The sequence below is a fragment of the Pedobacter steynii genome (assembly GCF_900103665.1).
GTDB classification, from domain to species: domain Bacteria; phylum Bacteroidota; class Bacteroidia; order Sphingobacteriales; family Sphingobacteriaceae; genus Pedobacter; species Pedobacter steynii.
The window spans coordinates 834,975-855,050 of sequence record NZ_FNGY01000003.1 but is presented as its reverse complement, the minus strand read 5'-3'; the positions used below and the strand labels follow the sequence as shown (position 1 = coordinate 855,050).

14 protein-coding genes are annotated in these 20,076 nt (G+C 43.0%); 1 reads left to right on the top strand and 13 read right to left on the bottom strand.

The features are described from left to right. Positions 1 to 63: 63 nt before the first annotated feature. Positions 64 to 969: an AraC family transcriptional regulator gene (locus tag BLQ87_RS11780; RefSeq protein ID WP_074606693.1), complete on the top strand. Its 906-nt coding sequence runs from the start codon at positions 64 to 66 to the stop codon at positions 967 to 969. Between the two features lie 6 nt (positions 970 to 975). On the opposite strand, the gene BLQ87_RS11775 is transcribed toward BLQ87_RS11780, so the two are convergent. From BLQ87_RS11775 to BLQ87_RS11710, 13 genes are all read right to left on the bottom strand, one after another. Beyond that, complete coding sequence (locus BLQ87_RS11775; protein ID WP_074606691.1) at positions 976 to 1,476, bottom strand: GNAT family N-acetyltransferase; 501 nt, start codon at positions 1,474 to 1,476, stop codon at positions 976 to 978. Beyond that, complete coding sequence (locus tag BLQ87_RS11770; RefSeq protein WP_074606689.1) at positions 1,476 to 2,852, bottom strand: aspartate kinase; 1,377 nt, start codon at positions 2,850 to 2,852, stop codon at positions 1,476 to 1,478. Before BLQ87_RS11770 ends, BLQ87_RS11775 begins: the two co-directional genes overlap by 1 nt. 17 nt (positions 2,853 to 2,869) lie before the next feature. Continuing rightward, complete coding sequence (locus BLQ87_RS11765; RefSeq protein ID WP_074606687.1) at positions 2,870 to 3,772, bottom strand: prohibitin family protein; 903 nt, start codon at positions 3,770 to 3,772, stop codon at positions 2,870 to 2,872. A gap of 274 nt (positions 3,773 to 4,046) precedes the next feature. Beyond that, positions 4,047 to 5,258: a serine hydrolase domain-containing protein gene (locus BLQ87_RS11760; RefSeq protein ID WP_074606685.1), complete on the bottom strand. Its 1,212-nt coding sequence runs from the start codon at positions 5,256 to 5,258 to the stop codon at positions 4,047 to 4,049. An 85-nt stretch (positions 5,259 to 5,343) separates the two neighbouring features. Next, positions 5,344 to 6,579, bottom strand: a complete 1,236-nt coding sequence (locus tag BLQ87_RS11755; RefSeq protein ID WP_074606683.1) for a RagB/SusD family nutrient uptake outer membrane protein — start codon at positions 6,577 to 6,579, stop codon at positions 5,344 to 5,346. A 36-nt stretch (positions 6,580 to 6,615) separates the two neighbouring features. Continuing rightward, complete coding sequence (locus BLQ87_RS11750) at positions 6,616 to 9,459, bottom strand: TonB-dependent receptor domain-containing protein (protein ID WP_083361811.1); 2,844 nt, start codon at positions 9,457 to 9,459, stop codon at positions 6,616 to 6,618. Between the two features lie 240 nt (positions 9,460 to 9,699). Beyond that, positions 9,700 to 10,581: a hypothetical protein gene (locus BLQ87_RS11745; RefSeq protein ID WP_143010415.1), complete on the bottom strand. Its 882-nt coding sequence runs from the start codon at positions 10,579 to 10,581 to the stop codon at positions 9,700 to 9,702. Between the two features lie 93 nt (positions 10,582 to 10,674). Next, a complete protein-coding gene (locus BLQ87_RS11740) occupies positions 10,675 to 13,614 on the bottom strand; it encodes a hypothetical protein (protein WP_074606676.1) in 2,940 nt (979 codons plus the stop codon). Between the two features lie 2 nt (positions 13,615 to 13,616). Next, entirely contained in the window at positions 13,617 to 14,102 is a 486-nt protein-coding gene (locus BLQ87_RS11735; protein WP_074606674.1) for a DUF4280 domain-containing protein, read from the bottom strand. 16 nt (positions 14,103 to 14,118) lie between these two features. Then, positions 14,119 to 15,012: a hypothetical protein gene (locus tag BLQ87_RS11730; RefSeq protein WP_074606673.1), complete on the bottom strand. Its 894-nt coding sequence runs from the start codon at positions 15,010 to 15,012 to the stop codon at positions 14,119 to 14,121. 15 nt (positions 15,013 to 15,027) lie between these two features. Continuing rightward, the gene (locus BLQ87_RS11725; protein WP_074606670.1) at positions 15,028 to 16,836 is read right to left on the bottom strand and encodes a type VI secretion system Vgr family protein; all 1,809 of its coding nucleotides are present in this window, start codon (positions 16,834 to 16,836) and stop codon (positions 15,028 to 15,030) included. Between the two features lie 472 nt (positions 16,837 to 17,308). After that, positions 17,309 to 18,967, bottom strand: coding sequence for a DUF3472 domain-containing protein (locus tag BLQ87_RS11715; protein ID WP_172664747.1), 1,659 nt, complete (start codon positions 18,965 to 18,967; stop codon positions 17,309 to 17,311). Positions 18,968 to 19,283: 316 nt separating this feature from the next. Next, entirely contained in the window at positions 19,284 to 20,075 is a 792-nt protein-coding gene (locus tag BLQ87_RS11710; protein ID WP_074606664.1) for a class I SAM-dependent methyltransferase, read from the bottom strand. Position 20,076: the final 1 nt, after the last annotated feature.

The window sequence follows — 20,076 nt, the reverse complement described above, 5'->3', positions numbered from 1 at the left end:
ATGGTTTTATGTCTTTACAGAATGTTAATATCCGTATATTAACATTCTGTAAACCGACCAGATATGAAAGTATTTCCATTTACATTGTTTGTGCCAGACGATAAAAGTGTCATATCGGAACACATTTCCCAGCCTTACTTTTACCAGTACCTTCATCGTCATGATGAATGGCAGATTACCTGGGTTCAGCAAGGAGAGGGAACCTTAATTGCCGGGAATAACATGCATTCCTTTTCCTCAGGGGATGTTTTTCTGATAGGAGCCAATCTGCCCCATCTTTTCAAGTCGAATCCGGAGTATTTTGCTGGCGATGAAAATAAAAGCATTTCCGCTTGTTCTCTTTATTTTAACCCTTCGGGCATCCTGAAGGCCTTATTTGATTTGCCGGAGATGAAACTGCTGAATTCTTTTTTTAAGAACAATAAGCATGGTTTTAAAATCCCGAAGAAATGGGCTGAGGAGATTTCTAACCAGATATTTGAAGTTCATCAGGCCTCGGGTACCCATGTTCTGTTTAGTCTTGTTCAGCTGCTGAATACACTTCAGGGAATAAATGAGGAGGTGGAAGTCCTTTGTTCCGAGGTGTATTCCTCAGACATTTCCGAAGATGAGGGAATCAGGTTGAGTAATATTATCAATTTTATTATGCGCAATTATAACCGGCAAATCACATTGGAAGATATTGCAAATACCGCTTATATGACTCCACCGGCATTTTGCCGATATTTTAAACAGCATACCGGACATACCTTTGTATCCTTTTTAAATGAAGTCAGGGTAAATGATGCCTGTAAAAGCCTGCTTGCCGGAACAAAAACAGATGGCATTTCCGGGGTTGCCTATAAGGCAGGATTTAATAGCATTACCAATTTTAACCGGGTATTTAAAAGCGTTACCGGGCAATCGCCACGCGCTTATATGGACGCTTATCATGGCCTGAGCAGCGCCAACTTGTCGGCCCGGATGTAACCTGCGCTATCCTTTAATCTTTTTAGCCAATATTTCTCCCGGTAAACCTTCTATTTCTCCCAGATATTCAGATGCGAAGCCCTGGTTGATCAGGATCTTTCTGGAAGCGCCATTTGCCGGATCAATGATGGCTGTAATTTTATGGAGAAAGGGTGTTGCTTCTGCCAATGCCATTAACTCCCGGGCGATTTCAGTTCCGTAGCCTTTGCCCCAGTATTCGGGCAATAGTAAATAACCGAGCTCTGCTTCACCGGCCACGCTATCGCTCAGGTCCATTTTCCCCAGGCCTATAAATTGATGGGTAGCAGAGTCGAATATTTTGAAACGCCCGAAATCAGGATATTTCTCATTCTTTTTGAGGACGATTTCAAATTCTGCTGTGGCTTCCTCCATTGGAAGCCCTCTTTCTGTCACCATAGCCATTACCTGCTCATTGGAAACGAGCAGGTAATAGTCTGAAAAATCAGCATACGTAGAGAATTTTTTGAGGTAAATTCTGTTTGTCATTAGCCCATAGCTTTATTTAATGCAATGATGGCTCTTTTGAAGTGCTCCGGAGCAATTAAGAACTGGATGTTCACTTTTCTTAGCGCAAAGCCTGCACTTTTAATGTTGATTCCATCTTCAGTAAGGGCATAGGCACTTTTTGCCAATAAGCCCGGCTGATCCATATTTGTGCCCAGCAAACAAACCATGGCTACATTCTCTACAGTCACCTTCTCGAAATCCTCTTCCAGTTTATTGATGAGTTTTTTATTGAAATCACGTGCCCAGATGACAATAGAGATGCTGTTGGCACTGGTCGATTTAAAGGTATAACTTACATTATAGTCGAAAAAGGTCTGCATGATCTGAAGGTCACTTCCTACATTTCCTACCATCGAAGGATCATACACATCGATCATCATCAGTTTATCCGTTCCTGTGATCACTTCCACACGTTTGTGCTCACATATAAATTCACGGGTAATCAAGGTTCCCGGGTGTGAAGGCTCAAAGGTGTTTTTAATCCTCAGGTGAATGCCGCTTACTTCCAGCGGTTTTGAAGCTTTAGGGTGGATGGCTTCCATGCCTACATCCGCCAGCTGATCGGCGATGTCGTAATTGGTATAGCCTACAGGAATGCAGTTTTCTATGCCTACCAATGCAGGATCAGCAGTGGAAAGGTGGTATTCCTTATGGATGATCGCTTCCTGAGGCTTTAAGAACTCCGCAATCTTACTGAAAGTAACTTCAGAATAACCTCGGTCAAACTCTCTCATGATCCCTTCCGTACCCTTCGCATAACCAGTCGTAATGCAAATGGTCTGTTCAAAATCAATATTTTTGAAAGCATGCCTGATCCGTTGGTCAATCGTAAAAGGACGGTGGTCACCAAATCCACTCAGGTCAACCAGGCGGGTATTAATGCCCATGTTTTGCAGGATATTGGTGAAGTTGAAGGCCGAATGGCTTTCTCCGATGGAAGCAAGAATCTCACGTGCTGCCTGAAGGATACCTTCTCTGCTCACATAACCTGAAGCCAGGATATTGGCCAGATTTTCCAGATAGGTCTGTGCTTCTTTAACGTGGTTCTCAATAAAACGATCAGCAACGGCAAGGTCCAGACCAAGGTCTACATATCTTTTATTGATGGTTTTTAATTTAACGATCAGCTCCTTTAAAGGGCGGTGAAAATCCTGTTGTTTTGCAATGCGATGGTAAACACCCGGAGCCCCGGTTTTCTTGTTCTCCAACAGGAGATCCGTAACCCCTGAGAATGCAGAGACTACGAATATCCTGTTATATAGTTGTTCACCGCTACGTTCAAATAATATGATATTTTGTATGACTTGCTCTAAGGCACTCATTGAAGTGCCGCCTATTTTTTCTACTGTTAACATGTAAGGTTTATAACGACTTAGTTTGAGCCTAAAATTACAGGATTTTTTCCGTTCCCCATAATGATGATCTTGGTATTTGGAGATAAAGCGATCTCTTTTTGCGCCTTTATCGACTCATACTGGAGTTGTTTGTCACTAAGTCCGGTAGACAAAATATGCTGATAATCGGCGATACCCTGGGCTTCTACCCGTTTCCGTTCTGCTTCCTGCTTTTCTTTCTGTAATACGAACTGCATTTTCTGTGCATCCTGCTCGGCGTTGATCTTTGATTCAATTGTTTTACGGACAGATTCAGGTAAGGTGACATTTCTGATCAGCAACTGTTCCAGCTTGAGCCCTCTTTTGGCAAAGCTATGGTTGATGGTAGAAAAGATCTTGTTCTGAAATTCCTGGCGTTTTGTGGAGTATAAGGCTACCGCTTCATACGAAACGGCATTGTCGCGGATGGCTGTTCTTGCGATCGGGCGGACCACCTTGTCCAGGTAATCCCCACCGATTTCTTTCAGAATCTTTGGCGCATCCTTAGGTTGAACACTGAATAAAACGGAAAGGTCAATCGTGACTTCCAATCCATCGGAAGTTAAAATCCGGATGGCATCATCGCCCGCTTTGCTTCCTTCATCATGAATGGCAGACATGGTATAGTTTTGTGTTTTAACGTCAAAAGTAGTGACCTCTACCAGGGGATTAATAATGTTCAGTCCGCTGTAAAGTACGTCATTATCTACTTTTCCGTATAAGGTTTTTACGCCTACCTGCCCTGCGTCGACGACCTTGAACATAGAAAGTGCGGCGCCTAATAAAGTGAGAACGATACCTGCAATCCGAATGAGCTTGCTGAATTTTGCAATTTGCTGATCAGTTCTGGCAACAAAGAAGCTTATGGCTGTGATAAGCAATCCTAAAATAATAAGAAACATCTTCTGAGGGTTAATTAAGGTTAAAATCCAGGTTTATATTTACTTTTTCGAGTGGTAATAGTAGCGCAGCATGATGCGCCGGATGTTGGAGCAGTTTGTAGTTTTCCATCTTTTTGATTTTTATGCGAGGAAAGCGGCAAAGGGGATGCCTCAAACTGGCTGCAACGAATAAATGCCCCTCAGGGCATTTAAGGTGTGTTTTTTCTTTTTTGCGAACTAATGGAAGTTAGCGGTAGTCTTTCAAAATGGGGTGGTGCTTTTCATTTTGAACCGGTTATTCCCGCTTTATTTTAGGTCCATATTTTTTCATTACATCCAAAATCTCATTTCGGTTTTCCAGGTATATATTGCTGAGAAAGATGATGCCGATCTCTTTATTGAAAAGCACATTTGAAATTACCCCGGGATCATCCCCGTCATGACCAATAAAGCCATCATTGTAAAGATTCCAGAGCACTCCTTTGTTTCTTGTTTTCAGGCTGAAGTTTTTAGGTAATTTATCTGCTGAGAACTGAGGCTTAAATATCAGTTCAAAACTCGCTTTAGAAAGTAAGGTTGAATTTCCTTCCAGTCCGAGCATCATTTGACTCACATATTTGCTGAGCTCATTTGTAGAGGTTCTTAATCCGCCATCCGGATAGGTAATCAATGAATAAAGAGGGAAGGTGATTTTCTTTTTGACATCAAAATATGGAAGCGAATGACTTTTAACGTTTTTCGGCGTTAAGTACCAGCCTGATTGGTTCATTTTCAAAGGTGCAAGTGTATACTTCTTGCTGAAATCGGCAAAAGACATGCCCGCTTTTATTTCTATCAGATACGCAATAAGTGCTGAACCAATATTGCTGTAAGCAGCACTTTCGGAAGGCTTGCTATTGGAGAAATTCGCTTTATCATATAACTTCCCCTCGTCAGACAGGTAGCTGTACATAAAGGTGCTTAAGGTCGTGTCAGAAAGCCCTCCCGTATATCCATTCTGATTCATAAAGGCCAGCACGGTTGGGTCCGTTTTTACATTGTGTTTAAACAGATAAGCCCTGGTGTAAATCCGGTTATTGTCTATGATTCCGGAGGTATGGGTAACTAAATGTTTTATTTTGATCTGCTCTTCAGGAAAATAAGGATTTTTTACTTTAAAAGGCAAGATAGAATTGATGTCTGTTTCTAAATCGAAATACCCCATTTCTATGGCTTTCATGAGCGCAAGGGCGACGAATGTTTTGCTTACAGAACCGATATTCTGGATCGTATGGGTGCCAAATACCCTTTTGTTTTCCATATCTGCATAGCCCAGACTTTTTTGATACAGAATTCCTTTTTTATCGACGATAATGGTGGAAAAACCTGGGAATTCTGATTTGGAATAGATACTGCTCAGTGCCAGGTCCAGAGAATCTTTGTAATTCTGAGCGAAAGCAGGGATATTCAGTAAATTGAAAAGAAATAAGAAAATAAAGATGTTTCTGATTTTCAGGATGATATTCATTTGATAAAGATAAATATCATCCGGAAAATAAAACACCCGGTATGAATCTTATTTCATACCGGGTGTTCTAATTATGTATTAGATTTTAACGGGTTTCAATTTCCGGAACACTGATCCAGTGCCATTTCCTGTTGGTAAAGCCCGGGTTCAGATCACCATCGATATTGAACCTTCTCAGGTCGATTAAGCGGGTGCCTCTCCAGGATAAGAAAACCCGTCGGATGGCCGTAAGCGTAGTCAAGTCTGACAAAGCAGTTTTGAGGTTAGAGTTTCCGGTGGCATCGTATTTTTGAATCACGCTGTTAACCAGTGCAGTGGCATCACCCGGGATTAAACCTCGGATCACCAGCTCTGCCCTGATCAGCTGCATTTCTTCTTCATCAGTCACCATCAAAGGATCTCTTTCTTTGTAATAGGTTAATGACCAATGGCCTTTAGCAGCTTTGACCACTGGAATCCGGGTCTGCTCTGCCACTGTTTTTAACTGAGCTACTAAGGTAGGGTCAACTGCGGCATCCCTTACATTGACATTTAATGCTGTAAAGAAGGCATTACTCGTTGTACCCACCGTATTCAGGAAAGAGAAATTCTCTGTTGGCTTAAAGGAAGAATTGATGTGTGATGCAGCAAGTGGGAAATTGCTGGTATGAATTCCAAGCTTAGCCAGTAGGGAATGCAGTAATCTTTTCTCCTGGTCGTTGGCCAGAGGCAAGGCTTCTTCCCAATAGCGTTGCGCTTTTGCGTAAGCATCGGCATGTTTTACCAGCTGATGGTCTGCATAAACGGCCTGATTTGTTTCACTCACGCTAAAATAATCAGCCATTAACATCCAGGCATAACCTGCATGAAGTTTCGCATTGAAAGTAGCGGATTGTTTAATCTTGATCTGGTCTGCATCAGCAGGGTTGAGTTGTTCTGCAATTTTGATGGCATCTTCTGCACGGGCCCTGTAGTTCTGTACGTTAGACCATACCCCAAATAGAGAAGTATTGTCGGGAGCAAGTTTATCTTCATCCAGTTCTTTATAGAAAGGCGAATTTGGGACTGCAGTTGGCACGATCTCGTCAACAATAGCACCAGAAGCCACCAATAGGTCTGAAGCAGAGGAAGCACCCGCACGCCATACTCCGGCGATCACAGGTCCATATACATAATTTCCTTTTTCAATGCGGCCCAGCATTTGAATGTTGTTCAGTTGGGATTCATCAACGGTATTGTTGGGCAATTTTGAGTCGTTCACCCACTTGTCGCAGGAGGAAAGGCTGAAAGCAAGGACGAACATTGCTGCGGTGCTCAAAAGGCTTTTTGTGTTCTTTAACATAAATTATTTATATCAACAGACTGAAGACAGTCCTAATTAAAATCCAATATTTAAACTAAATGCATAAGTGCGGGGAGCAGGAACAGTGGTCCAGTCGGACGACAGGTAGCCGATACCCCTGGTTCTTTTACTTCCTCCCTGAGAATCGATCTGAGGTTCAGCTCCACCATAATTGCTGCTGAGCCAAAGGTTATTCCCGGTCACAGAAACTACACAACGTTTCAGCACACCATTACTTTGTTTCTTTGCCCATGAACCCAGGTCGTAAGAAAGGGTTAAGTTGCTCAACCTCAGGAAATCTGCTTTTTGGATATAATCACCTCTTGTTCCTTCGTATTTAGACAATTGTGTCGCAGTGGCGATATAATCCGGAGTACCTGGAGTTTGTGTAGCCAGTTGTTCTTTTAAGCTTTCTTTAGCTTTAAAGTTTGTCCCCTGACTCGCTACGTTACGGTGTGAAATGTTGTACACTTTAGCGCCTTTTGAATAGGTGAACAATGATTGCAGTCGCAGATTTTCAAACAACTGAAGACCGAATCCGAATGAGCCGTTATAAGTAGGGAAGGGCTTGCCCAATTCCTGTAGAATACTTTCTTTAGCGCCGGTATATTCACCTTTTGCATTAAAAAGAGGACCTTCAGAAACGTTGGAATAAAACGTAAAAGCAGGCAACCCTTCACGGATCAGGTTTACAGTATTCAGGATATCCCTGCCACCGGAGTTCACCACTTTGTTGGATTGATGGTTGAAGATGGCGAAGATATCTAGGCTGTGTTTTTTATTGCTGCTGGTAAATACGCGGCCATTATAAGTCACCTCAATTCCTTTTCCCTGGATCTTTCCAATGTTTTCCGGATAATCTCCGCTTAAGCTGGATGGCCAGCCCAAAGAAGGCAATAAGGTCGTATATACGATCGCATCACGGGTATGCTGCTGATAATAGGTAAAGCCAAAACGCTGACCAAAAAGACTGATGTCGGTTCCCATTTCCAGCTCTCCCGTTCTTTCCGGTTTAATGTCAGGATTTCCTTTTCTTAAAGGTCTTACCTGTGTTCCGAAAGAAGAAGCTTCTACAAGGTAAGCGGTTTGCGCATCATTTGGATAAGGCAAACGGCCGGATTCCCCATAGGCAGCCCTGAACTTCCATTCCTCCACTTTACCTTTCAGGAAAGGCATGTCAGCTACATTGTAAGCTACACTAACAGTAGGGTACCAGATGTTGGCCACATTGGCACCAATCATATTGGAAACATCTCTTCTAAGTCCGGCGTTGATGAACAATTTGTTATCGTAATTCAGGAACGCTTCCCCATATAAACCATGGGTACGTTTCTCGTAGTCAGTGTCTGTTACGGACAGGATCTCCGCTGCTGAAGCGATGTTACTGATGCCGGGTACTGCGAAGTTCTTCACACTGATTCCGTTCACCCGTTCCGTAGCACTGGTCAGCTGGGAAAGTACGCTTAAATTTAATTGCCATTTCGGACTGAATACAAAGTTTTTGGACAGTTTAAAGTCCCAGTTCATATTCTGGTTGCGGCGGCTGCTCACTTGTTTGGCTCCGGTATTGTTGGTGCCTTGCAGGTAACCATATGGAAGATAGTTTAAACCTTCAATGTGGTTTAAGTCTAGTCCGACAAGGGTTTCCATCTTGATTTCAAATGGCAGGGTATAACCCAATCTCACACTTCCGGTAAAACGGTCATTGTCATATTGTTTTTGAATGGCTCTCCAGGTTTCTTCTGAAATAAAAGGCCATGGTGTGCGGTCTCTCATCAAGTTCCAAATTGCATCATCACGTCCGGAAGCAGATTGAGGGATGCTGAGCTTTCCTTTCACATAACCTGCAGTAACGGAAAGTTTAAAACGATCTTTTACCAGGTCGTAACCCGTACGGAAGGTTTGTCTGTTGTCCTGGTTTCCAGGAACGATACCTGCATTTTTATTGGTATTTGCAGAAAAGAAAATGCTGTTGCTCTGGTCTAACTGTGCAGTTAGGTTGGCATACAATTGTTGCTCCGATCCTTTCCTGAAAAAGTCATTCAAAGGATCATTGTTCACAAACTGGTCGTATTTTTTTGCCAGTTCACTGAAACCGGCGGTATATTTTACATTTACGGCAATTCCTTTTTGTCCGCTTAATCCGCGTTTGGTCTGAATGATGACCACACCATTTGCCGCTTCTGCACCATAAGAGGCTGCGGCAGCCGGGCCTTTGATGACATCTATCGAAGCGATGTCGTTTAAAGGCAGGTCATTTAATGCGCTCATTGCCTCCTGCGAAGAGTTGACATCGGCAGTATTGCTGTTGTTGTAGCGCACCCCATCTATAAAGATCAAAGGATCACGCTCCATGCTAAAAGTTGCCGCAGAGCGGATGTCAAAGCGGATAGGCATGCCTACTTTACCATTGGTATTGTAAACCTGTGCACCACTGATTCTTCCATTCACGATATCGGCAAGGGAAGAAGGATTACTTGTTGCAGCAACGGCCGCAGCATCAATATGGTCTACATTTGTTCCAATTGCCTTTTTACTTCTTGAGTTTGCTAAACTGGCAGTCACCATCACCTCATTTAAAGCAAGTCCGGATTCCAGATAAATAGCCAATTGCTGTCCATCTTTGCTCTGGTATTGCTTTTGAAAGGTTTTATAACCAACCATTTTAACGATCATCGTTTCTCCGGATTGCAGCTGTATGCTGAATTGTCCTTTTTCATCGGCCATCACACCCTTTCCCGGGCGTTCTTTGATGGCAATACTTGCCCCGATGATGCTTTCACCTGTATGCTTATCGTATATGGTCCCTTTGATCAGCTGCGCATGAGCCGCAGTGCAGAGGAGCATAGTGAGTCCTAAAATGGTAAAAAATCTATTCATATTGTGTATTCTAATTGTTCGTGGAAACGATGGTATCTCCTCCTGAGGAAACTTTAGGAAACCTAAAAAGCTCAGGAGCTTTGGATAGCTATTTAGTTTAAATCTAAATAAGACTAATCGGCCGCAAAGGTAAGAATTCTTGTAAAAAAGCCAAGAGATATCTGAAATAGATGGGTGTAAACGATAAAAACCACCTTGTAGATATAAATAAGGTGGTTTTTTGAAGGAAAAGGTATTGAATTAATGGATCAGTTCGAGGGTATTGCTGCCTTCCGGCTTATGCAACTGGCAGAAATAAAAGCCTACAACTGCTCTGCCATCTTCTTTGGATTCAGAACGCAATGCCGGTTCACCAATATTTGGATAGTCTATCCGCTCCAGGGTTACCAGACGTCCGTTTGCATAAAAATTCATTTTATATTTCTCTACAGGTTCCATTACTAATGTTGGATCTTTTATCAGTTCCAGGTAAGAGTCCCATTGATTTTGAGTTCCTTCCTGATCCAGAAACAAGGCCTGTGCATAATTCTTTTCTTTTTTATAAACCAGCTTGGCTAAAGCACCCGCATCTTTATTTTTTACGATGTTGATGTATTGCTGATAAAAGGCCAGGACCTCTTTTTCCAGTGTTGCTGAATCTTCTTTTCTAAGGTCTTTGCTTTTAGACCATGCGGTCAGGTCATAAGGAACTTTGGCATCAAACGTTCCTTCATAAATGGCGGTCGGTTTTCCTTTTTCAGTAAAGGCTTTACCATTCTCCCCAATTTCCAGAATCGTGAAAGGCTCGACAATGGTTTTCACGCCTTCTCCTTCATATTTTAGACCTTCAATGGTAATTTTTGCAAGTACGTTTTCAGATAAGGCAGTAAGCGGTACGTTGTTTTTGAAGCCTGGATATAAGATCAGTTTAAAGTGTTGTTTTCCACTTTTCAGGATCATGTCGTTAATCGGGGCGCTGGTATTGAATGTACCACCTGCTTCTTCAAAATTCTGAGCTACAGGTACATCATTGATCAATAAAACGAAATTAGAAGCCCCGACTTGTATGCCTGCACGGTAACTGATTTTTTGATCTTTAAATTTTACTTCTTTGTATAAATCCGGAATTAAATTATCATTCATTTTTTTCTTTTCTTGTGCACAGGATGCCAGTGAGCAGCCAATTAATAAATACAGAATTGTTTTTTTCATCTTATGGTTATTGAGTTGATTCTATCATATTCCCAGGTATAGTCTTCCCAGTTCCTTTTCATCCTGCTTGTCAATGGCCTGGTATTTAATTGATTTTTCCAGGTTCACTTTTCCGGCAGATGAGGTTTCTGTAGGCTTTTTTGCCTCTTCAGCTGAAGGAGGGTTTGCACCTGCCGCCGGAGGAGGGGTAGGGACCGGATCTTTGTACTTTTTCCCACTCACCTGTCCACTGATCTTAGCCTTACCAACAACTTCCAGTCCTGCGAAGTTACCATAATACTGGGTATAAAAACCCCTGTCGTCATAGCCAACGGTTCCCCTTGAGGAGAACTTTGCTTTGGCTTCCAGACTGGCTTCTACGCTTCCCTGCACCTGTACAAGCACGTAATCTTTTCTGACTTCAATTTTAATCTGAACAAGGAGGGTAAACTCAAGGTCACCGGTAATGGTAGCCAAAGGTTTCCCATTATTGGCCTGGTCTATCTTGTTAAACGAGTTTTCCTTCGTTACCGTATTAAAGAAACCTTCCAGTTTTCCACCAATGGTTCCTTTTGCACGAAGCTCACAAACAATTTTACTGCCATCTCCGATGAGTTTCATGCTCAGGTCGACTGCCGCGATTACGGCCAATGCGATTGGGTGTGCCCGTTGTATCAATGCCAGGAAGTCCAGGTAAGCGGACAATCCGATCAATGGTTTGGCTTCCACTGTGCCACTTAGTAAAATGCCGGTTTGATTGCGAAGGTCCTGCCGTTGTTTGGCATTGGTGTTCACCCTGCACCAACTGAAGGCTAAGGCGATCTCCGGCCATTCTACATCAAAACCTACAACTGATCTCTTGAGGTCTGAGACGCTCTCGAAGAGGGTATCCTGATCGGCCCGCGCATCTTTGTATTCGTCGCTGCTTTTATCTCCGGAGCTTGCCTTTATTTTGTCTTTGTTGTCCTTTACCTGCTGTTGCACGCGAAGCAGGTCTGCTCTTTTCTGAGCGGCTTCATCCTGCTCGGTGCCAAACTTTTTTCTGGCCTCTTTTAACCTTTCCTTTGCTGCAGCGTTTGGTTGGGTATGTTCTGAAGTACTGTTGTTCTGCTCTCCATTGAAAATACTTTTAACCATATCAGCGATCTCTGTGAAGGTCTTTATCTTTTTTAAGATGTTGTCTTTCAGGTCTTCCGCAAGGTCAAGTTTCTCTCCATCATCCCATTTGGCATGGAGTGCAAGTGTAATTTCCCATTCCAGTCCGAGTTTAAACTTAATTGGAGGCGTAGGTGGTGCAGGCAAGGGGGTATATGTTGCCTTCTTTTTAGACCTGCTGGATTTAAATTCAAGTGCAATTTCCCAGGAAACATCAGGATAAGTGAAAATTTTTATTTCCCGCTGATGCCTGCAGGTCCTGGCCACAACAACGTAAGGTTCGATCAGTACATTTTTGCCGATCCAAAAATACCTGAAAACCCAATGTATTGCTAAACCAGCCAGGTTTAATTGCTTCTTGTTGTAAATATACCTGGCATTGAATTCGAATAAGGCATCGGTGCTGTTTAGGATTTCCAGTGCATTCTCGCCTGTTGTGGAGGCATGTTCTTCTGCCTTCCCTAAGCCAAATCCTTCAAATCCATGTTTCCAGGTGGAGCTCCATTTGCTTTTTTCCACAACCGCTCCCGGTTTACTGTTGCCTATGGAACTTTCAGGATAGCCCAGCATCTTCATCACATTTCCTTTATGTTTTTGTCCCTGGGGCTGAGAACAATCGCTTTCCAGTGTTTCCAGGCTGTCGAGTCTGATGCTGATTTTCTTGGTGTTTTTCGTCTCTCCAACCACGATTTCAAACTCCCTCATGTTCCGGTAAGTGCCATTTTGTTCGTAGAGAATAACGTCTTTTACGATGTCTTTCTGAGTTACCTCATCTTTCTCAGGAATCAATAAGGTGATTCCTGTGTACTTACAGGCATGGTAAGTGCCGATCTCTGTAGGGATATAGTCTACTACAACCGGGTTATTACCGGAAAAGGTTAAGGCCGATTCTTCTTTCGCCACTCCCTGAACATTGATAAAGGCGTCTGTAAATTCCTCTTCTTTGGCCCGGCCTATTCCTCTGACTTTGGGATAGATTTTCAACCGGCTTCCACCATTAATCAGCCATCCTTCTTCAAGGTAGACGTCTATTATCGTTTTCTGAACATGGTATGTACTCGTATCGGCCAGTACCTTCGGCTTTGAAGCATTTCTCTGGGCCAGGGTGGAGGCAACCCTTAACTTGGATTTCTCTTCATCAGGCAGCATTTGATGAACCCTGACTTCAGTGGTGAAAAATGCAACCGGTGCCCCGTACTGAGACTTCTGGTCGATGATCAACAGATCGTTCGGATCCACCGTATCATGATCCATGAGTGTGATCTGCAGGTCATGACCGTACATGGCTTGTGTATAAACATGGAGTTGTACACTCTGGTTGATTTTCTTTAGGGAACCATTGATGATCCTGCCATCGTTATTTTTGCTGTATTCCCGCCATACTGCGGAGAGGATTTTAGGCTCGCCTTTGGCAGAGATAAAATAGCCGTTGGGTGCTTTATTTGTAGGTTCACTTCCCGGAACGAAAGGTTCCAGCCAGACCAGGCCTCCGCCTTCCATGACCTTGGGGAAATTGATCTGTAATTTAGGCCCAAATAATTTGGCGTTTCTGTCAATACTCTGAAAACTTGATTTACCACCCAGACTGCTCCAGATCCAATCCATTTCTGGAACTGGTTCAACCGGAGGTTTTTCAGGCGTTCCAGGTTTTTTTTTCTTACCCTTGATTCTGCTGGCGGTAATCACTATAGGGCCCAACTCTTCTTCTCCGGTAGTCGTTACCTCCACGTCAAAGTCGCTGGCAGCGTAAAGTGTGAGTTGATTCGTTGTACGGTTCACTACTCCTTTGGTAGGACTAACGTTTATCTTTACTTCTTTAATTATACGCATATCTATAGGTTATCCGCTGCTGCCGGAAGGTCAAATCGGAAAAGTTTATCGGCTATCTTCGTTACGTTCATGAGTGGATTCAGATAACTGGAACTGTCCTCCTCTGCTTTTTTTGTATTCTGACTGGAAACTGCAGCGGTCTGTCCATGAAAAGTGAACTCCACACAGGGTGCCCCGGCAACTGCACAGGTTCCTTTGCTATTTTCGAGTAATAGTTTTCCTCCGTTGTCGAGAACCACGTTCTCATAAAATTTCAGCCATGCTATAATCGCCGGACTGCATTTTGCATTGTTCATTAGCTTGCAGCTGCCAAAGGTTTTTGCCTTAAAAGGTTGCCCCAGATCCATGGTGTTACCCAGTGGTTTCTCAGATCCCTGTTCGTCATTGATGTAATGTTTTTTCTGCGAAAGGACCATGAGCTGATCCGGTGTAGAACCGAATTTACATTCGCAAATGGCGCCCTGGCATACTAAATGTTTCTCACTCATAGTGCTCTGAAATTATTTATTCAAGAAATGAAAAAAAGCTTTTGCTCTTTTTTACTTCTTTCTCTTCTTCTTTGTTGTCTTGTAACGGTGCTGTTCCCGCTTCATCTTTTTCCCTTAAGTGATATACCTGTACCTGAATGGCTCTTAAGGTTCCTTTTGAAAACAGGTCGAAACTTCCGGTGATCGAATTGATCGTATGGTCTTTTCGGTATAAGGAATAACGTAGGTTTACCTCGCCTTTACCGGGATCAATCTGGTCCCGTTCATCGGTACAGTGCCCTTTTTGTAAGAGCTGAAGCGTTCCGTTATCTGTTGGACTCCCGTCTGTCTCCTGCTTGATTTCGTATTTTACTGCTCTTGTATAAGGAAGCCCGGGAATGGAGATTTCAAAGGTTTCAAGGCCGATCTTATGACTGATGGCAATGGCTTTAGAAAAATAAAGTGCGACAAACTGATCCTCAAATACGGAATTCACCAGGTGGTGATCACTGCCCAGGGCAAGGTCCATGTAGCTGAAAATTTCTTCTGCTTTTTCTCCCTTATAATACTGCTGTAGTTTCGGCTTTTTCTCTTCCCATCTTTCCCTGATCGCCTTTTTATTGTTGATGCCAAGAAATTCACCATGCGCACTGGTGATGATCTCCAGGGGGTATAGTATGGCACCACAGGCAGCCGTGAACTGGTCAATTGTATTCTCGGGCATCTGGTTATTGATAAAAACGTCTTTTTTATCCATTTCTATCAAAAGATACTGGTCCTGAAGCTTTCCCAGGTATCTTATGCGAACCTCGAAATGAACATGCAGTTCTTTTTCTCCGTTTACCAGGTCAAAAATTACCCCATAGGTTCGCTTTAACCCTGCAGGGTTATAGAAAAGCGGGGAGGAGTGGGTTAGATTTACCTTTTGCATTGTTTCTCCGGCAGGTTAAAAGAGTTTGTTTTTCTCCACGCTTTTAGAAACGACAGATTTTCCTGAATACAGGGTCAGGTTCTCAACTTTACTGTTGATGTTGACATGGTCTGCGGTTTTTTCTACTTTCTTAGCTGTGATTTTATAGTCATTTGTTGCCCGTTCGGTAATGTTTTCAGCGAGTAAGGTAGCTTGTTTTGCCACACTGATCTTATGGTTCTGACTCACCTGAGTGTTCATGTCTTTCCTCACATTGACCTGCATGTTTTCCTCCACATTGATGTGCATGTTTTTGGCATTGAAAGTCATCGTTTCCAAAGCGGTAATGGTGATGTTGTTCCCTTTGGTATCGATGAGAATGCTGTTGTTGTGATGATCGGTGATTTTAATCCCCTGAGTCCCTTCTTCATCATCAAATTCAATGAGGTGACCACTTCTTGTCGAGATTTGTTTAAGGTGGTTCTTCTCATATCCTCCGGCACCTGTTTTTCCGTGGAATATACTACCGAGTACGAAAGGACGGTTGGGATCATTGTAACGGAAGCCAAGAATGACCTGGTCGCCGATTTCCGGAACAAACACGTAGCCTCTGTTTTGAGTCACAAGGTTACTGCTTCCGGCATCGGGTGTCAATACCCTGATCCAGTCTGTGGTTTCATTGTGTTTTTGCCAAAGCATCTGGACTTTCACCCTGCCTTGATTGTTAGGGTCTTTGTTGTCTTTTACGGTTGCCACCTGCGATTCTGCCTGTGGATTATGAACATTATCAGCCGGTACGATGCTCACATCGGCAGGAATTCCTTTAAAAATATTGCTATATCTTCCCAGCCCGTCAATCTGGTGGGTGATTTCTGTAATCAGGTATTTGTCCAGCGCTTCTTTTTTAAAGCTGTCCAATCCATCCCTCAGCGACACGTTGATGTCGGCCACAGAACCGATGGCCAATGCAGCGTTGGTGCTTTCCCCGCTAACATCTGTTAAATTTGCCGCCTGGCCTGCCTGATGGTCCCGGATAAACCTGGAAAGCTGACTTTTATTGGCTGGTCTTGGTTTCACAGGAACGTTTCCTTTTGAAGGAAAAATGTCCATAGATCCGGAAAGTGCCGTGCCCACATAATGGTTGCTGATGTTTACCGAAGATCCGGTGTGCTCATCGAGCATGTTGTCTTCTTCAGATTGGTAGCTATAATAGGAGAATTGCAAAGGAACTACACGAAGGGAAGAGTTTAAATAGGACAGGTTCTGACCCAGAACGAGGTGTACACTTTTTAATTCGCGGGGCTTGCCAAAACAAATGTCTACGCCATTGTTATAGAACCATTGACCATATTCTGAAGACAAACGGTTGATAAAATCAAAATTACTTTCTTTGAATTGAGTTTGATATAGAATCTGATCTTTGAAGCTATTGTTGATGATCATATTGGAAAAGCCGGACAATTCAGGCTCGGCAATTTTTTGAACAATCTCCTCTAATGTCATCGCACTGAAAGAACGGATCTGTTTTCCGGAGTCTAAAAGAATAGTGGTAGAATACCCTTTTACGATAATATTTGACCTTAATCCATGATTCTGGGAAAGGCCAATCTCACAAATGATCCCTTTGAAATTGTTTGCCCCCTGGTCAAAACTAGCGGTAAGAATATTTCCAACCCATTTCTGTGCCTGGTCAAGCTTATGTGTGCCGGTTTGTTCCACTACATCGTAATTGATGACTAACTCGAACTCATGGTGTTTATTGAATTTCTGAATTAGTTTAAAGGAACTGATGTGTAAAATTTCTGTTCCATTAATTTCTATTTCTATACTAGTTCTTTTTTCCATAAGTATTAATTGTAATAGCGTTCATTCTATCGTGTATGTTTAAATGGTCTCTTTCCTTAAAAATGCGGACAGTTCATTGCCAGCCTTTTTTGAGGTAATTAAATTTCAGAAGATTAATGTTTTATAAATCAGTCCTTGAACAGGACTTTGGTACTACAGAAAACGGTTCAAAATGCTTAATTTGATAGGAAGAGGCTTCCTGCATAATGAAATTAGAAAGAATTTTATAATTCTTATTTGAAAAAATTGGTCTTACTATGAAAGCCATAAACCTTGTTATTAAATAAATTATTATTCGGTATCATTCTGTTTGTGCAAAAATGTTGCCAGTTTGAATTTATTATGGAGTTAATTATCCGGATTTTATTTGCCGTGCGACAGAACTGCGATGAGAAACAAGATTATTACAAAACCGCAGAAATGAGGGCTGCTCATTTCTGCGGTTCGATTGGAATATTGATTTTTTAAACGGTTATTGTGCTTCTAATATCCATTGCTGATTTGGAGATCCGGATGCACCATTGATGGAGTATAAGGTGATTTTAGTGCCGGAAGTACTGCTGCTACCCGGATTGTCCAGTACATAATGACTCGACATGTTACTTTGGATCACATATTGATTTGTACCTGCAGAAAGAAGGTTCCATTGCTGATTAATGGCATTACTGATGGTGTACTGGATGACGTTTGCACCTATGGTTTGTGTTCCTCCTGAAATGTCAATGGCTTTGTTGCTGTTTGCATTGACGATTACATAGGCGGTTCCCTGTGCGGTGAATTTCCATTTCTGACCATTTCCGGTGCTGCTGCTGGCTTGTACAAGAAAAGCACTATTGGCGGTGCTGTTGTTTTCCAGTGCAAGATAAAGTCCGCTGGAGGCATTCTTTATTTTATACCATGTTGTTCCCGAAATGCCTGAAGTTACCGGAATGGTGATCGGGCTGGAGCTTTGATTAAAGATGTCTGTTATCGTAATTCTTACGGAATAGGTTCCGGTTCCCAATGTGCTGGAAATACTGGCAGATCTCTTTTGAGGCAGTACTTCGTTAACGGTACTTACCACTCCCCCTGTAGGATTGAGCAATTCTACTTTTGAAGAGAACTGAGGGCTTTTAACCGGATTGTTTACCCAGTTTACGGTAACGGTATTTCCTGTGCTTGTTGCTGTTGCAGATTGAACCTCCGCGATGGTCAGCAGGGGAGCTGTTCCCTGATTGGTTTGATCAGGAAGTGCCAGTGTACGTCCGGTTCCAAAGCCGGCACTGGGTTGTACGGTACCGCCATGCTCCATGAAATAGGCATCTTCGGTAGCGTCATATCCGGAATTAAAGGCCCGGTCGTAAATGCCGTTTCTACCCTGATCACCATCATTGGCACTGAAACTTCTGCTGGTGTGTTTTTGCCAGGTATTGGCGGTGTTCAGGTTCCAGCAATCTTTAAAGAATGCTTTTCGGATAAAACGGCCGTCATAAGCGGCATTGCTTCCAGTCCAGTTTTCCAGAAAGGCATCATTTCCGGATCCAAGGAAAGTAGTCCGTTCAGGAACAGCGAGTGTGGAGGTATGGAACCAGTTTCCTGTGGTCATGTTTTGAATAAAGGTACCGATGTACAGTTTCCCGTTCAATTTCCAGGCCCTGAGGGCAATATTGTACCAGGTATTCATCGCCCATTGGTAAGGATTGATGGTTTTATAGCCGTCTCCTTCTCCACCAAACCTGCTGCTGATGGTTCCCGGGGCAGTATAAGCGACTTCCGAAAAGATGCCTCCCGCCGTATTGGGATCCCATAAAGAGGAGATCAGAATGTTTGGCGTTCCAAAAGAATTGTCCGGGGTTTGTTGCAGACCTGCATAACCACCGGAATAATTGTGTACAGAGAAATATTCCGCATTGGCCGATTGCGTAATTTTTATCTTGTGTATTTTAACAATAGCATCCGAAGGAAAATTAAAATAAAGGTGCTCTGAAGGAGCTGCATTTTCTGTACCTGCCAGGGCTGCACTTGCAGCACTGAGTTCGGAACGTTGCTTCGCCTGATTTTCGGGAATCAGGGATTTGTGACAAGCGGAAAGTGCAGTGCAGAGAAAGAGCATGGCCATTACAGGCCAGGAAAAAAATCGGGTTGATTTCATGTTTTTGTTGGTTTAGTAGTTTAGGTTATACTGAAGTTCCTCAAAAACGATGGTAATGTGACACTCCTCCTTTACGCAAACGGTTGTGTAGCTCAAAACGGCTGAATTTAGCCGCTGAGCGGCTAACTGTTCATTTTTAAATCCCATAAAATGAGCAGTTTATGGCTTTGTCCGGCCGTTCGCTGTTTGGTTTTTACTTTTATGCTCCGGAAAAGTAGCCTAAAGGGGCTTGTTGCGGTTTTTTAGGGTCAATTGTTTGTAATGCAAACGTTTGTGTTGAGCTTTGGGTGTCTGCTGGTTTCGCTGATGAAATACTTTAAGCCTCAGCTGTTTTAGACAACACAATAAAAAGGTAATCGCCCATGCGGTCATCAAACCTGTCGCGCACAATATTGATTTTCTGTGATTTTATATCCCGCTCCAGCAATTCCAATCCGGAGGGAATTTCATCGGCCTGAGCCAGATCCGCGAAAGAAGAGATTCCTTTTCTGATTTCGGGATCAAGGTATATTTCCGGTTTTCGCTTTCCCGCATAAAGGAATAGGTCTTCGAGGTCAGCGGCGACGAAGTATTTCTCTGTTTTAGTGATTTCAAAGCCTGCATCGGTCCCGTACTCCCAGATCTTGGAAAAAGAAGGCATTTGATTCATCGCGCTGCTCATCATCTTTGGAAAATAATGATGCAGCCAATAATTGCGCATCTGCTCGGAAGTAGCGGTAAATATAACGAGGTTTGAACCCGATTTGAGGACCCTGTACAGCTCTTTTAAAGCTTTAGCCAGGTCAACCCAATGGTGGATGGTTAAGGTGGCAATGGCACCATCAAACATTGCATCAGGAAAGTCTATTTTTTCTGCGTATCCCTTTTTCCAGATGACCGGACTGACATTTTCTTCCGCAATCTTCAGCATTTGATCTGAAGGGTCTGTTCCGTACATCTGTAAGCCGGTTTTTGCCAGTTCCAGCGTATAGTTTCCCGTTCCACAGCCTACATCAATGATTTTATCGCCTTTTTTATTGCCGGTCAGGATACGGAGCCGTTGAGTGATCAATGGGTCTGCAGTTCTGGTGGTATTATAGGTTTGTCCGGTTTGATGGTATAAATTCATA